The organism is Holdemania sp. 1001302B_160321_E10 (genome assembly GCF_015552275.1).
Lineage (GTDB): Bacteria > Bacillota_I > Bacilli_A > Erysipelotrichales > Erysipelotrichaceae > Holdemania.
Window position 1 is genome coordinate 101,890 of the sequence record NZ_JADNEM010000012.1, and the last position, 13,182, is coordinate 115,071.

Annotated in this window: 15 protein-coding genes; all 15 read left to right on the forward strand. The window is 53.5% G+C overall.

All coding sequences use genetic code 11. From position 1 onward, the window contains the following. The first annotated feature begins 94 nt into the window (after nt 1–94). Nucleotides 95–361, forward strand: a complete 267-nt coding sequence (locus tag I2D94_RS09230) for a TIGR03905 family TSCPD domain-containing protein (RefSeq protein WP_195396479.1) — start codon at nt 95–97, stop codon at nt 359–361. Between the two features lie 48 nt (nt 362–409). Further along, nucleotides 410–562 (forward strand): hypothetical protein, encoded by a 153-nt coding sequence (locus I2D94_RS09235; protein ID WP_006059159.1) that lies wholly within the window; start codon nt 410–412, stop codon nt 560–562. A 39-nt stretch (nt 563–601) separates the two neighbouring features. Beyond that, a complete protein-coding gene (locus tag I2D94_RS09240; protein WP_195396481.1) occupies nt 602–2,398 on the forward strand; it encodes an ABC transporter ATP-binding protein in 1,797 nt (598 codons plus the stop codon). Beyond that, entirely contained in the window at nt 2,395–4,242 is a 1,848-nt protein-coding gene (locus I2D94_RS09245) for an ABC transporter ATP-binding protein (protein ID WP_195396483.1), read from the forward strand. The genes I2D94_RS09240 and I2D94_RS09245 overlap by 4 nt, the downstream gene beginning before the upstream one ends. An 18-nt stretch (nt 4,243–4,260) precedes the next feature. Beyond that, nucleotides 4,261–4,758, forward strand: a complete 498-nt coding sequence (locus tag I2D94_RS09250; protein WP_195396485.1) for a hypothetical protein — start codon at nt 4,261–4,263, stop codon at nt 4,756–4,758. A gap of 130 nt (nt 4,759–4,888) precedes the next feature. Beyond that, nucleotides 4,889–6,229 carry an MATE family efflux transporter gene (locus I2D94_RS09255; RefSeq protein ID WP_195396487.1) on the forward strand — a complete coding sequence of 447 codons (1,341 nt, stop codon included), beginning with the start codon at nt 4,889–4,891 and terminating at the stop codon, nt 6,227–6,229. A gap of 310 nt (nt 6,230–6,539) precedes the next feature. Further along, nucleotides 6,540–6,914 carry a GntR family transcriptional regulator gene (locus I2D94_RS09260; protein ID WP_072684334.1) on the forward strand — a complete coding sequence of 125 codons (375 nt, stop codon included), beginning with the start codon at nt 6,540–6,542 and terminating at the stop codon, nt 6,912–6,914. Between the two features lie 2 nt (nt 6,915–6,916). After that, entirely contained in the window at nt 6,917–7,774 is an 858-nt protein-coding gene (locus tag I2D94_RS09265; RefSeq protein WP_072684335.1) for an ABC transporter ATP-binding protein, read from the forward strand. Then, nucleotides 7,774–8,406 carry an ABC-2 transporter permease gene (locus tag I2D94_RS09270; protein ID WP_195396489.1) on the forward strand — a complete coding sequence of 211 codons (633 nt, stop codon included), beginning with the start codon at nt 7,774–7,776 and terminating at the stop codon, nt 8,404–8,406. Before I2D94_RS09265 ends, I2D94_RS09270 begins: the two co-directional genes overlap by 1 nt. Before the next feature lie 24 nt (nt 8,407–8,430). After that, nucleotides 8,431–9,240, forward strand: coding sequence for a PHP domain-containing protein (locus tag I2D94_RS09275; protein WP_195396490.1), 810 nt, complete (start codon nt 8,431–8,433; stop codon nt 9,238–9,240). Between the two features lie 148 nt (nt 9,241–9,388). Then, nucleotides 9,389–9,673 carry a DUF1905 domain-containing protein gene (locus tag I2D94_RS09280; protein ID WP_195396492.1) on the forward strand — a complete coding sequence of 95 codons (285 nt, stop codon included), beginning with the start codon at nt 9,389–9,391 and terminating at the stop codon, nt 9,671–9,673. Nucleotides 9,674–9,772: 99 nt separating this feature from the next. Then, the gene (gene lspA, locus I2D94_RS09285; protein WP_072684339.1) at nt 9,773–10,237 is read left to right on the forward strand and encodes a signal peptidase II; all 465 of its coding nucleotides are present in this window, start codon (nt 9,773–9,775) and stop codon (nt 10,235–10,237) included. Next, nucleotides 10,237–11,160, forward strand: coding sequence for an RluA family pseudouridine synthase (locus I2D94_RS09290; RefSeq protein WP_195396494.1), 924 nt, complete (start codon nt 10,237–10,239; stop codon nt 11,158–11,160). Before lspA ends, I2D94_RS09290 begins: the two co-directional genes overlap by 1 nt. Beyond that, nucleotides 11,157–12,431, forward strand: a complete 1,275-nt coding sequence (locus tag I2D94_RS09295; RefSeq protein WP_195396496.1) for a rhomboid family intramembrane serine protease — start codon at nt 11,157–11,159, stop codon at nt 12,429–12,431. Before I2D94_RS09290 ends, I2D94_RS09295 begins: the two co-directional genes overlap by 4 nt. Before the next feature lie 13 nt (nt 12,432–12,444). After that, on the forward strand, nt 12,445–12,927 hold the full coding sequence (locus tag I2D94_RS09300; RefSeq protein ID WP_072684342.1) for a dCMP deaminase family protein: 483 nt from the start codon (nt 12,445–12,447) through the stop codon (nt 12,925–12,927). Nucleotides 12,928–13,182: the final 255 nt, after the last annotated feature.

The window sequence follows — 13,182 nt, forward strand, 5'->3', positions numbered from 1 at the left end:
AGCCGGAAAATTCCGGCTTTTCTGTATTTTTGGACTTGTGAAGGAAAATGAACCATGGTATCATGATAACCATAGTCGACAGGAGGTTTTTTATATGACAATGACAAAAGATAAATTTACATATATCCCCCAGGGCGTTTGTTCCAAGCGCTTTGATTTTGAGCTGGAAGGCGACGTTATTACCAACGTCGTGATCACCGGCGGCTGCCCCGGCAACCTGTTAGGCATTTCCAGAATCGTCAAGGGGAAAACAGTCAAAGAAGTAGTAGAAGCTTTTCAGGGAGTTCATTGCGGCGCGAAGCCGACGTCCTGTCCTGATCAGATCGCAACGGCGTTAACCAAACACTTCCAATCAAACTAAAGGATAGTTTCAGCGCGGAACGCTCAGCCTAAGAACAGGTGAGAGTGTATGAAAAAACCGCAGATGGAAGTTGCGAAAACGCTGGTGGAGATCGGTTTGTCGTTTGACGTCATCGAATTGATGACGCAGGTGACGCCGGTCGAGTATCTGGCAGAAGTGATGGATGAAAATGAATCAGAAACAAATGAAAAGCACTGCTGAGCGTGCTTTTTATTTTGGATTCCGGAAGGAGGGGAAATCATGCGGAAGTTTCATTTTATTTGGGAGTTTTTAGAAGGCAACCGGAAACGGATGGCGGCGATGATCATTTTGGTGTGCGTGTACGCGTTTCTGAATCTGTGTTCACCGCTGTTGTTCAGTTTTATGATCGACAACGTCATCCATGCCCAGCCGGCTAACAATCCGGTTCTGGCGTGGCTGTTGGATCATTTGGGCGGGGCGGCGTATTTACAGCGGAATTTGTGGATCGGCGCCGCGGCGATTCTGGCGATTAATGCGCTGATCTGCGTGTGCGTGTTCTTGCGGGGGTATTGGAACGCGGTGATTTCAGAGGAAGTGTGCCGCAAGGTCCGCAACCGGCTGTACGCGCATCTGCAGTCGTTGCCGTTCAGTTACCACGTGCGGATTAAGACTGGCGATCTGGTGCAGCGGTGCACGAGTGATGTCGATCAGATCCGGCGCTTTCTGGCGGGACAGATCTCAGAGGTCGTCTATTCCGTTGCGACGGCGCTGGCCGCGCTGTTGATTCTGTTTTCCATCTACCGGCCGCTGGCCTGGCTGGCGGTGATCTCGATGCCGCTGTTAGTGATCTACGCCTATGTCTTCTTTACCCGCGTGCAGAAGGCGTTTTTAGCGTCGGATGAGGCTGAGGGGGATCTGAGTACGGCGGTGCAGGAGAATTTATCCGGCATCCGCGTCGTCAAGGCGTTTAATAACGAACGGGAGGAAATCCGGAAGTTTGAGCAGAAAAATGCCCGCTACCGGGATCTGACGTTTAAAATGATTCAGTATCTGGGCGCGTACTGGGGGACAAGCGACTTGATCTGCCTGACGCAGATCTTCGTGATCATTTTGGCCGGGATTTTTGCCGCGGTTCGGGGTGATCTGAGCGTTGGCAGCTTCTTCGTGTTCATTTCGTATGAAGGCATGATCCTGTGGCCGGTGCGCAACCTCGGCCGGATTCTTGCCGATATGGGCAAAATGAGCGTGTCAATCGGACGTCTTCAGGAAATCCTTGACGAAACTCCGGAAGATGTGGCCAGCGGGGAAACGCCGCCGATTGAGGGCCGGATCGAGTTCGATCACGTTCAGTTTCAATATGAAGGCGACAGTCAGCCGGTGCTGAAGGATCTGACCTTTACGATTGAGAAGGGCGTGACGGTGGCGCTGATCGGGCCGACCGGCGGAGGCAAAAGTACCTTGGTTCATCTGTTGATGCGTCTGTACGATCCGACGTCCGGTCAGATTCGGATTGACGGACATGATATTACAGACATCCAGCGGACATGGCTGCGTCAGAACATCGGCATCGTCCTGCAGGAACCGTTCCTGTTTTCGAAAACAATTTACGATAACATTCACCTGGCCCGGCGCGGCGCGCATCGCGAGGAAGTGGAACAGGCGGCGCGGATTGCGTCGGTGCATGAAGTCATCGCGGAGTTTGACCGCGGCTACGACACGTTAGTCGGCGAGAAAGGCGTCACGCTTTCCGGCGGACAGAAGCAGCGGATCGCGATCGCCCGCACGGTGCTGTCGCCGCAGCCGATTTTGATCTTCGACGATTCGCTGTCAGCGGTCGATACCCAGACCGACGCGAAGATCCGCGCGGCTTTAAAAGAGGTGCAAAGCCAGACCACGACGCTGATCATCACCCAGCGGGTGGCTTCGGCGATGGATGCCGATTTGATCCTGGTGCTGGAACAAGGCCGGATCACTCAGGCGGGAACGCATGGTCAGCTGCTTGAGCAAGACGGGCTGTATCGCCGGATCGTCGAGATCCAGACGGCCCGGATGAATGAAGGAGGGGAGGAAGCATGAGTCAGATTCGTTTTGAGGAACAACAATACAATACGGAATCGCTGGATGCCGGCCTGTGGAAGCGGATCTTCGTGCTGATGAGACCGCTGCGCAGGGAGTTGGTGCGGCTGCTGATCCTGATGGTCGCCGTCGCCGGCTGCGACGTCCTGTTTCCGATCCTTAACAAAATCGCGATCGACACGTTTGCCGCAGGCGGTCAGCCGGACAGCTCGCTGTGGATGTTTTCCGGAGTTTACATGGCGGGTGTGCTGTTTCAGGCGTTCAGCGTCTATCTGTTTTTCATGCAGGCGGGCAAAATTGAAATGGCGTTCTCTTACGATGTGCGCCAGAAAGCATTCGCCAAGCTGCAGACGCTCTCGTTTTCCTACTTTGACCGGACGCCGATCGGCTGGCTGATGGCGCGGATGAACAGCGATATCGCCCGGCTGGCGGAAATTTTGTCATGGAGTCTGATGGATTTGATCTGGGGCTTAGCGGTGATGCTGGGGGTCAGCGTCGTCATGCTGATCGTCAACTGGAAGCTGGCATTGCTGGTGCTGATGGTCGTGCCGGTGCTGGCCTGGCTGAGCGTGTGGTTTCAGGTTCGGATTCTCAAGAATTACCGCAGCGTGCGGCGGATAAACTCGCGGATTACCAGTGCGTTCAACGAAGGCATCACCGGCGCCAAGACAACGAAGACGCTGGTCATCGAAGATGATAACTTAAAAGAATTCAATGAAGAAACGCTTGAGATGAAGGCGGCCAGCGTGCGCGCGGCGACGTTGTCCGCACTGTTTATGCCGGTGGTCATGGGGCTGGGGGCGATCTCGACCGCGGCGATCCTGTGGTCGGGCGGCCATCAGGTGCTGATGCAGACGCTGCAGTTCGGCACGCTGATGATGTTTACGCAGTACGCCACGCAGTTCTTTGAGCCGCTGAGGCAGATTGCCCGGCTGATCGCCGAGCTGCAGCTGGCGCAGGCCAGCGCGGAGCGGGTGCTGTCACTTTTGGACAGCGAACCGCAGATTGTCGATACTCCGGAAGTCATTGAAAAATACGGAACGGAGCTGGAGCCGAAGCCGCAGAATTATGAACCGTTAGCCGGTGACGTGGAGTTCCGGCATGTCGATTTTGAATATCTTGAGGGTGAACGTGTGCTGACCGATTTTAACCTGAAAGTGAAAGCCGGCCAGACCGTTGCGCTGGTCGGAGAAACCGGTTCCGGCAAGAGTACGGTTGTCAATCTGTTATGCCGGTTTTATCAGCCGGTGAACGGACAGGTGCTGATCGACGGGAAAGACGTGCGCGAACGCTCGCTGGGCTGGCTGCACTCCCATCTCGGCTATGTGCTGCAGGCGCCGCATCTGTTCTCCGGTACGGTAAAGGAGAACATCCGCTACGGCCGGCTGGATGCCAGCGACGAACAAATTGAAGCGGCGGCAAAAATGGTCGATGCACACGAGTTCATTCTGCGTCTGGAAAACGGCTACAACACGGATGTGGGCGAGGGCGGCTCACGATTGTCGACGGGGCAGAAGCAGCTGATTTCATTTGCCCGCGCCGTGCTGGCAGATCCGCGGATCTTCGTGCTTGACGAGGCGACCGCTTCGATCGACACGGAAACGGAACAGGTGATTCAGTATGCCATCGAACACCTGATGAAAGGCCGGACAAGCTTCATCATCGCGCACCGGCTCTCGACGATCGTCAACGCCGATTTGATTCTGGTCATGAAAAAGGGTAAGATAGTAGAACAGGGAACGCATAGCGAACTGATGCGGTTGAACGGCTATTATGCCCGGCTGTATACCGCACAGTTCAACGAAGACCTGGAGAACCAGCTGCTTAACCGCGGCCGCAGTTAAAGGAGAGGAAGTCAAACCATGAAACTGGAAGTCGGAACGCGTTGTCCGTTCCATATTGAAGAAGGCGTGATGATCGATTTTGTGGAGGATCAGTGGCTGATCTTGATCAAAGACGCTGTGTGGCAGGATGAGGAAATCAAGGCTTTCCGCCGCAATCCCGGTCAGCTGGCATTTCTGCCACTGGATACCGTCGTGTTCTTTACCATCAACATCATCGACGTGCTGGAAACCTCGGATCTGCCGTTTGTGATTCAGGAAAGCGAAAGCGCGGACGCCATTCTGGCTCAGGCAACAATGCCGGTGACGCTGGCGCTGATCTCAAGACAGGACGAGGTGCTGGCGCTGCGGCAGCTGACGCTGGGCAATGCGGAAAGCTCGCAGGTGAAAGCGCAGCTGAAACGGATTCTGGAAGCGGGTTATGAAGCGGAAGTGTCAAACCATCAGATCGACAAGACGCAGGCTCGCTACCAGCCGTATGAGCTGGAAGAAAAGGCGCTGTTTACCGCGGCGTTCTAAACTTGAAAAAAGGAAATGAAAGAAGCATGGAAGCGATGAAAACTGACACCGCTTCCATTTTCATTTCTGCTTGACAACTTCGCTCTTGCGACGTATTCTGAAAAAGTTCGCTTTCAGGGGGAGTATATTTATGGAAGTTCAAACACATAAAATGTCGTTATTTCATTATACGTGGCCGATCTTTATCGAGCTGCTTTTGCAGATGTTAGTCGGCAATGTCGACCAGATGATGATGAGCCAGGTGTCGCAGAACGCCGTCGCGGCGATCGGCAATGCCAATCAGATCGTCAATGTTCTGATCATTACGTTCAGCGTGATCTCGCTGGCAATGACGATTCTGGTCACCCAGTATTTCGGCAGCGGCAACCGCGAACGGGTTGGAGAAACCTATTCTCTGGCGCTGTTTGTCAATTTTGTTTTCGGGTTGGGAATCAGCGTCACGCTGGTGTTCTTCAACCGTCCGATCTTTGCCTGGATGCATGTGCCGGCGCAGATTCTGACCGACTGTGCAATCTATATTACAATCATCGGTCTGGGCATGGTGCTGCAGGCGCTGTTTATGACGTATGTCGCGATGTTTCGCACACAGGGCTGGATGAAGCAGACCATGGCGGTGTCGGCGGTGATGAACGTGCTCAACATCATTGGAAACTTTCTTTTGATTCAGGGCGTCGGACCGATCCCGCCGCTGGGCATCGCGGGCGTCGCGATCTCCAGCACGGTGAGCCGGCTGATCGGCCTGGGCTTGCTGATCGTCCTGTTTAATCTGCGCACAACGATTGAGGTCCATCTGCGCAGCCTCAGCCCGTTTCCCTGGGGCCAGCTGAAAAAGCTGCTGGCGATCGGGATTCCTTCCGGCGGGGAAAGCGTATCCTACAATCTGTCGCAGATGGTGATCACTAAGATTGTCAACGGCTTCGGTACGGCGGTCATCAATACGCGCGTCTATGCGAACATGTTCGCCATGGTCTCGTATATGTACGGCAGCGCGGTGTCGCAGGCGGCGCAGATCCTTGTCGGCGTCCTGATCGGCGGCCGGAAACTGGAAGACGCACATAAGCAGGTCATGCGCACGATCATATATTCCCTGATCATCGGCGTCGGCGTGTCAACGCTGCTCTATATCTTCTCAGATTCGCTGTTCGGGCTGTTTACTGACGATCCGGCCGTGCTGCGCTTAGGCAAACAGGTGATGTTGATCGAGATTTTCCTGGAAGCCGGCCGGGCGGTCAACATGACGCAGGTGCGGGCGCTGCAGGCGGCAGGGGATATTCAGTTTCCGATTCTGCTGGGCATCGCTTCGCAATGGGGCGTCGCGGTCACGCTCTCGTTTGTCTTTGCGGTCGGCATGAATCTGGGCGTGGTCGGCGTCTGGCTGGCCATGATGATCGACGAAGTGCTGCGTGCGATCTTGTTTCTTCTGCGGTGGTACTCGGGCAAATGGAAAACCCGGAATCTGATTGAGAACTGACTGACACGTCAGTTTTTTTATGAAAGTGATTTTCTTATCTGATCGGGTTCTATGGTAAAAAATCCTATCGGGAACATCGTTGTTTTCAATCGCGCTTCATCCGACTGCCGCAAAAGAATCAGAAGCCAAAAAGCCGGCGTGGGATATGCCGGGATAAACTATATGGCGGATTGTCTTGGGGCATGAAAACCGGGATTTGACAAAGTTTGCCGATCTGATCTGGGAGGCGGTATTATTTTTTTCAGTTTTTGTATTGACAGAATGAATATAGCGTATATACTGTATATATACAGTGAGAAAGGGTGACGGCATGGAAATCTTTATCAGCAACACGAGCGACAAGCCGTTGTATGAACAAATTACCGCCCAGATCAAAAATCTGATTCTTAACGGCGCGTTAAAGGAAGGGGACGCCCTGCCTTCAATGCGAATCTTGGCCAAGGAGTTAAGAATCAGCGTGATTACAACCAAGCGAGCCTATGAAGAACTTGAACGTGAAGGCTTCATCGTGACGCAAAGCGGTAAGGGCAGCTATGTGGCGGCGCGCAACGTGGAGCTGATTCGCGAGGAGAATTACCGCCGGATCGAGCAGCAGCTGCTCACTGCGGTGAACATGGCGCGTTTAAGCGAGATTTCCCTGGATGAAATGATTGAGATTCTGACCCTGCTGTATAAGGAGGAGTAATCATGGACGCCATTTTATCAATAGAACATCTGCATAAACAATATTCCGGTTTTGAATTGAACAAGATCAGTCTGCGGCTCAACCCCGGCGAAGTCATGGGCTTCATCGGCGAGAACGGCGCGGGCAAGACGACGACGATCAAGTCGATTCTCGGCTTAATCCGCCACGATGGCGAGGTTCGTATTTTTGGCAAACCGTTCGAACAGTTAACCGAGCGGGAGCGCGGTCAGATCGGCGTCGTACTGGACGGCTGTCACTTCCATGATCCGCTGACGGTCAAACGCGTTGAACAGATTTTATCCAACATTTATCCTGAGTGGGAAAGAACGAAGTTTCTGCAGCTGTGCGAACGCTTCGGGCTGCCGCTGAATAAGAAGATCAAGACGTTCTCGACCGGCATGAAAATGAAGCTGTCGATCATCGCGGCGCTCTCGCACAACGCCCGCCTGCTGATCCTTGACGAGCCGACCAGCGGTCTGGATCCGATCGTCCGCGACGAGATGCTCGATTTGTTTTATGACTTTATTCAGGATGAAACGCATTCGATTCTGTTTTCCAGCCACATCACGACAGATATTGAGAAGATCGCCGATACGGTGACGTTTATCCATCAGGGCCGGCTGCAGTTTTCGCTGCCGAAGGACGTCCTGCATGACGAATATGGGATTGTTAAGGGTTCGCGTTCAGAGATTGAAAAGATCGATTCCGATTCGCTGCTGGCGATTGTGCCGCAGAGTTTGACCTGTCAGGGGTTGGTCCGCAACCGTGAGGAAGTCCGGCAGGCGTTCGGGAAGCTGAACGTCGAAGCGGCGTCGCTGGAAGAAATTATGCTTTGTATGGTGAAAGGAGAAGTTCGATAATGAAAGGCTTATTGTTAAAGGATGTCTTTGTCGTCTCTGAATTTGTCCGTGTGCTCTCGCTGATGGCGATTGTCTTCATCGCTTCGATGATGGCGATCGACGGTTTTTCTGTCATCGGCGCGATGATTTCGCTGCTCGTCGTGTCGCTGGTCATCTCCTCGTTCAGCTACGATGATCTGGCGCATTGGGACAGCTTTGCCGCGACGCTGCCGATCAGCCGCAAAAAGCTGGTCGCTTCCAAATATCTGTTTCTGCTTCTGCTGGGCGTGCTGGCGATTGGGGTTAACGGGTTGTTGTCCTTGTTTTTAGTTGCGATGCAGCCGGAAGTCAGTTTTGCCGAACAATTTGTCACCGGAATTCTGATTTCAATGACGGCGTGTGTGATCGACTTCGTCTTAATCCCGATGATTTATAAATTCGGCGCGGAAAAAAGCCGAATGATGATGATGATGGTGATCGTCGTGATCTTCGGAGTCTGCTACGGCGGGGCAGCGTTGCTGGAAATGGTGAATCTCAGTACGGACTGGATCACAATGCCGGTGATGATCGGCGGAGTTGCCGCGGCGTTTCTTGGCAGCATGTTGATTTCCTGGACCTGCTCTGTTAAAATCGTAGAAAAGAAAGAATATTAAGAACTTTGGCAGGAGGCGGTCAGAATGCAAAGAATTGATGGGCACGTGCATTTGGAACACGGACCTTTGAGTGTGGCGTATGTTGAACAATTTGTCGCGGCCGCGCAGAAAGCCGGGCTGGATTGTCTGCAAATCCTGGATCACACCCATCGCTTCCGCGAATTCTGTCCAGCCTATCAAAGCGTAATCGACGCTGATCCGCTGCAGGCGCAATGGCTGAGCGGAAAAGGAAAATTCAAAGATTCTTTAACAGAATATCTGGAGTTGGTCCGGCAGATGAAGCAGCACGTCTGGCCGCTGGAGGTTCGGTTTGGTCTGGAGGTCTGCTACACGCCGGAAAGCGAGTTGTTCTTACGGGAGATCTGCCGGGGATTGCCGCTGGATTTTCTGGTGGGCAGCGTTCATTCGATTGACGGTTTGTTGTACGACATGCCGTTTTCCCAGCCGCTGCTGTGGCAGAAATATGCGCATCAGGTGATCGTTGACCGCTATCTGGATTGTGTGCTGCAGTCTGTGCAAAGCGGGTTATTCGATCAGATCGGCCATCCGGATACCGTGAAAATGGCGGCCTGGGATGTGACGATGGATCCGGCGCGAATCCGTGAGATCGCTGAGGAAGCGCAGCTGCGGGGGATCGTGCTGGAATGCAATACCGGCTGTCATTGGCGCTACGCGCATTCAGATCTTGGCTTGTCCGATACCTGGCTGGAAATTCTGGCCGAGGCAGGCAACCGTGTCATAACGGCCAGCGACGCCCATGATCCGGAAGATGTTAACCGTGATCTGGAACGGGCACGGGCCCGGCTGGTTCAGTTTAACGTGCGCTGCGCTTAGGCTGGCTTCCATCCTGTTTTGACATGAAGTGAAATCAAGAAAACCGCTGACCAGCGGTTTTCTTGCATTGCGGATTTTCTGGATTCTGCGGCTTCCTCTGGCTGATCTGTGTAATTGAGAACCAGACTAAGAAGCAGGAGGTTTTTGAATGAATCCGAAAATTTATGAGTTTGACGCTGTCATCCGGAAGGTTGAAGGGCTGGATGGGGCGTATATTGAGTTTCCCTGGGATGTGCGGACTGAATTCGGCCGCGGCCGGGCCGCGGTTTCAGCCGAGTTTGACGGTGTCCTGTACTCGGGCAGTCTGGTGCGGATGGGCACGCCCGGACACATTCTCGGCGTGCGCAAGGACATCCGCGCTCAGATCGGCAAACAACCCGGCGATTGGGTGCATGTGCGGCTGTGGGAGCGGACAGTTGAAAAAAAGCGATGAATCCATTAAAAAAAACACGACAAAGGCGCGCAAGTGTAGGCTTTGAAAAACATATCGGCGTATGATACAATACTAGCGTTATAGAAAATGGTGGAAGTTATGAAAGTAAAAGAAATAGTCTTGCTGGCAGGGGTGCTGGCGCTGGATATGCTGACGAAGTTCTGGGTGCAGTCGACGATGACGCTCGGCCAGAGCATCCCTGTCATCCGTGGTTTTTTCAATATTACTTACGCGCAGAATACCGGCGCGGCCTGGAGTCTGCTCGAGGGGAAGATGATGTTTTTCTACATCATCACCGCCGTAGCCGTGGTCGGTTTCTCCTGGTATTTATGGAAGACGGACAAGAAAGAGACATGGACGCGGATGGCGACGGTGCTGGTGATCGGCGGCGCGCTGGGCAATCTGATCGACCGCGTGGCGTTTCACTATGTTCGGGATTTCCTTGATTTTATTATCTTCGGATATGATTTTCCGATTTTTAATGTGGCGGACATGGCGCTGTGCGTCGGCGTCGGATTGCTGATTCTGATCACGCTGATCCAGCCGGAAGGAGAGAAACACTAATGGAAACACGCATTTTGATCGTTGAGGAACAAGACCAGGGCGTGCGCCTGGATAAATACTTGAGCACAGCGATGGACGATTGTTCGCGCAGCCGCGCTCAGCAGCTGATCGACCAGGAAGCTGTGCGGATTGACGACCTGCCGGTCAAAAACAGCTATAAAGTGAAAGCCGGGGATGAGATCGAGGTCACGCTGCCGGATGAGGAAGCGCTGGAAGCGCAGCCGCAGGAAATGGCGCTGGACGTCGTGTATGAGGATCACGACGTGATCGTCATCAACAAGCCGAAGGGCTTAGTCGTCCATCCGGGACCAGGCAATCCGGATCATACGCTGGTCAACGGTCTGCTTTGGCACTGCCATGATCTTTCGGGGATCAACGGCGTGCTGCGGCCGGGGATTGTGCATCGGATCGACAAGGATACCAGCGGGCTGATCGTCGCCTGCAAGAATGACAACGCGCATCAGTCGCTGGCGCAGCAGCTGGCGGAAAAGACCGCCGGCCGGCAATATTATGCGCTGGTGCACGGCGTGATCAATCACGAATACGGAACGATCGACGCGCCGATCGGACGGGATGAAAAGGATCGTCAGAAAATGGCGGTCACGGAGAAAAACTCCCGGCCGGCCATTACGCATTTCAAGGTTGTGGAGCGGTTTGACAATTACACGCTGGTCAGCTGCCGTCTGGAAACCGGGCGCACGCATCAGATTCGCGTGCACATGCAGTATATCGGCTTTCCGATCGTCGGCGATCCGAAGTATTCGCTGCGCAAGACGCTGCCGACGCAGGGCCAGATGCTCCATGCTTACCAGCTGTCGTTTACCCATCCTTCCACCGGCGAGCGGATGACGTTTGAAGCGCCGCTGCCGCCGGAATTTGAAGCGCTGTTAACACAGCTGCGCCAGGAGAGGAGCGGGCTATGAATTGTACTGAAAAAGACGTGCAGCTGCTGCAGCTGGCGTATTACTTTATATCCGTCTGCCAATATCAGTTTATCTCTCTGCGCGAGGCGCAGGACGAGATCTGGCTGGGGAATCCCAAGCATCCGGAATACCCGGTCATCCGGCTGTCGCAAACCCGTTTGAGCACGGTGTTTTTCGATAAGACGCGGATTTTGAAGATCCATCAGTCGATCCGGAATTTATTCCGCCGCAACTGTGATTTGCTGGATATCCATATCAGCGACGAAGCGGTGCAGGATCAGGAGGAACAAATCGATCTGGTGACGATTTCGCCGCAGACGGTATCTGATCCGCAGCTGACGGCAGTCTTCCCGGGGCTGGACCACGCGGTTCAGCCGATCCAGGATCCGCAGCAGGAATACAATAAGATCACCCAGAAGCTGGCCGAGCTGCAGCGGCAGCGCGCGCAGAGTCCGCAGACAAAATCACCGCTGGCACCGCCGAAAGCGACGATGATTCTGATGGGCATCTGCCTTGTCATTTATTTGTTAAGCGTGGTGTTCTCCTGGATGTTCAGGGAATTGGGCGGCTCAGGGGAAGTGAGCGTTTCCGTCGCGATTTTGCTAGGCGGCTACTATAAAGCGTTTGTCGTCGGTGCGCACGAGTACTGGCGCTGGCTGACGAGCGCGTTCGTCCACGTCGATCTGTGGCATCTGTTGATGAACATGATGGCGCTTTACAACATGGGCATGCTTTGTGAAAAGCTGATGGGCGTGCGGAATTATCTGATCATTCTGTTCGGTTCGATTTTATTCGGCTCGGCATTTGTCTTCTTAGGCAGCGGCAACGTTGTGGCGATGGGCATCAGCGGCGGACTGTACGGTCTGTTGGCGGCGTTTCTGGTGTACGGCATTCAGACGCGGATTCTGTTTCAGCCGCAGCTGCGGACGCAGTTCCTTTTGATCCTGATGATCAACCTGATGATCAGTCTGATGCCAGGTGTTTCGCTGGCCGCGCATTTCGGCGGCTTTGTCGGCGGCTTGTTGATCAGCGTTGTGCTGACCCGCAATGATTCGTGGGCGCAGCTGCGTAAGAATACGATGGTGGCGCTGTGTGTAGCCGTTGTGTTCCTCGGCCTGAAGACGGTTCAGCCGCAGGCTCGCGAGCTGGATACAATCTATCCGGGAACGGACCGGATGGTGGTGGAGATGCTGAAAGATCTGCATCTGGACTTCTACGGCGATCATTTAAGCAAGAAGATGGTCGAAACTTATGTGGGTTCGTCACTTTAGGAGGAAATGAGCGATGAAGCGAGAACATGTTTTAAGCTGGGACGAGTATTTCATGGGCCTGGCTCATCTGTCGGCGATGCGGTCGAAGGATCCTTCAACCCAGGTCGGCGCAGTGATCGTCGATCAGGAGCACAAGGTGGTCGGAATCGGTTATAACGGTCTGCCGATCGGTTGTTCCGACGATGAATTTCCATGGGATCGGGAAGGCGGTATGCTGGAAACGAAGTACGCATTCGTCGTTCATGCCGAATTGAACGCGATTCTCAACAGTACGCGCAATCTGCACGGCTGTACGCTGTATGTGTCGCTGTTTCCCTGCAATGAGTGCGCCAAGGCGATCATCCAGAGCGGAATCCGGAAAATCGTCTATGAAGACGATAAATATGCGACGGCAGATAACGTCATCGCTTCCAAAAAGATGCTCAACGCGGCGGGCGTGGAACTGGTGCGGCTGGGGAAACGCGTGCGGTTAAACGTCGAAGTGATTTCCGACTAAACTTGAACAAGGAGAAATCTGAGGTTATAAGCGGACAAAAGAGCTTGTTGTTCGCTTTTTTTTGTGTTGGAAAGAGTCATCATTCTGTGAAAAAATGATGAAAAATGAAGAAATAGCGGGGCTTTTCGCAAAAAAGCGCAATAGGTATAAGGGAGGGATAAAACCTATGACTTTAATGAAAGCGAAAAAGCAACGTTCCAAGCCTCAGGCTCCATCCAACTACAAGCTGCGCTGTACGAATGACTTTGTGTTCAA

Coding starts and splice junctions, on each gene's coding strand:
- I2D94_RS09240 (WP_195396481.1), top strand. CDS start 602: ATGCGGAAGTTTCATTTTATTTGGGAGTTTTTAGAAGGCAACCGGAAA.
- I2D94_RS09300 (WP_072684342.1), top strand. CDS start 12,445: ATGAAGCGAGAACATGTTTTAAGCTGGGACGAGTATTTCATGGGCCTG.
- I2D94_RS09235 (WP_006059159.1), top strand. CDS start 410: ATGAAAAAACCGCAGATGGAAGTTGCGAAAACGCTGGTGGAGATCGGT.
- lspA (WP_072684339.1), top strand. CDS start 9,773: ATGAAAGTAAAAGAAATAGTCTTGCTGGCAGGGGTGCTGGCGCTGGAT.
- I2D94_RS09280 (WP_195396492.1), top strand. CDS start 9,389: ATGAATCCGAAAATTTATGAGTTTGACGCTGTCATCCGGAAGGTTGAA.
- I2D94_RS09255 (WP_195396487.1), top strand. CDS start 4,889: ATGGAAGTTCAAACACATAAAATGTCGTTATTTCATTATACGTGGCCG.
- I2D94_RS09245 (WP_195396483.1), top strand. CDS start 2,395: ATGAGTCAGATTCGTTTTGAGGAACAACAATACAATACGGAATCGCTG.
- I2D94_RS09230 (WP_195396479.1), top strand. CDS start 95: ATGACAATGACAAAAGATAAATTTACATATATCCCCCAGGGCGTTTGT.
- I2D94_RS09260 (WP_072684334.1), top strand. CDS start 6,540: ATGGAAATCTTTATCAGCAACACGAGCGACAAGCCGTTGTATGAACAA.
- I2D94_RS09250 (WP_195396485.1), top strand. CDS start 4,261: ATGAAACTGGAAGTCGGAACGCGTTGTCCGTTCCATATTGAAGAAGGC.
- I2D94_RS09265 (WP_072684335.1), top strand. CDS start 6,917: ATGGACGCCATTTTATCAATAGAACATCTGCATAAACAATATTCCGGT.
- I2D94_RS09290 (WP_195396494.1), top strand. CDS start 10,237: ATGGAAACACGCATTTTGATCGTTGAGGAACAAGACCAGGGCGTGCGC.
- I2D94_RS09295 (WP_195396496.1), top strand. CDS start 11,157: ATGAATTGTACTGAAAAAGACGTGCAGCTGCTGCAGCTGGCGTATTAC.
- I2D94_RS09275 (WP_195396490.1), top strand. CDS start 8,431: ATGCAAAGAATTGATGGGCACGTGCATTTGGAACACGGACCTTTGAGT.
- I2D94_RS09270 (WP_195396489.1), top strand. CDS start 7,774: ATGAAAGGCTTATTGTTAAAGGATGTCTTTGTCGTCTCTGAATTTGTC.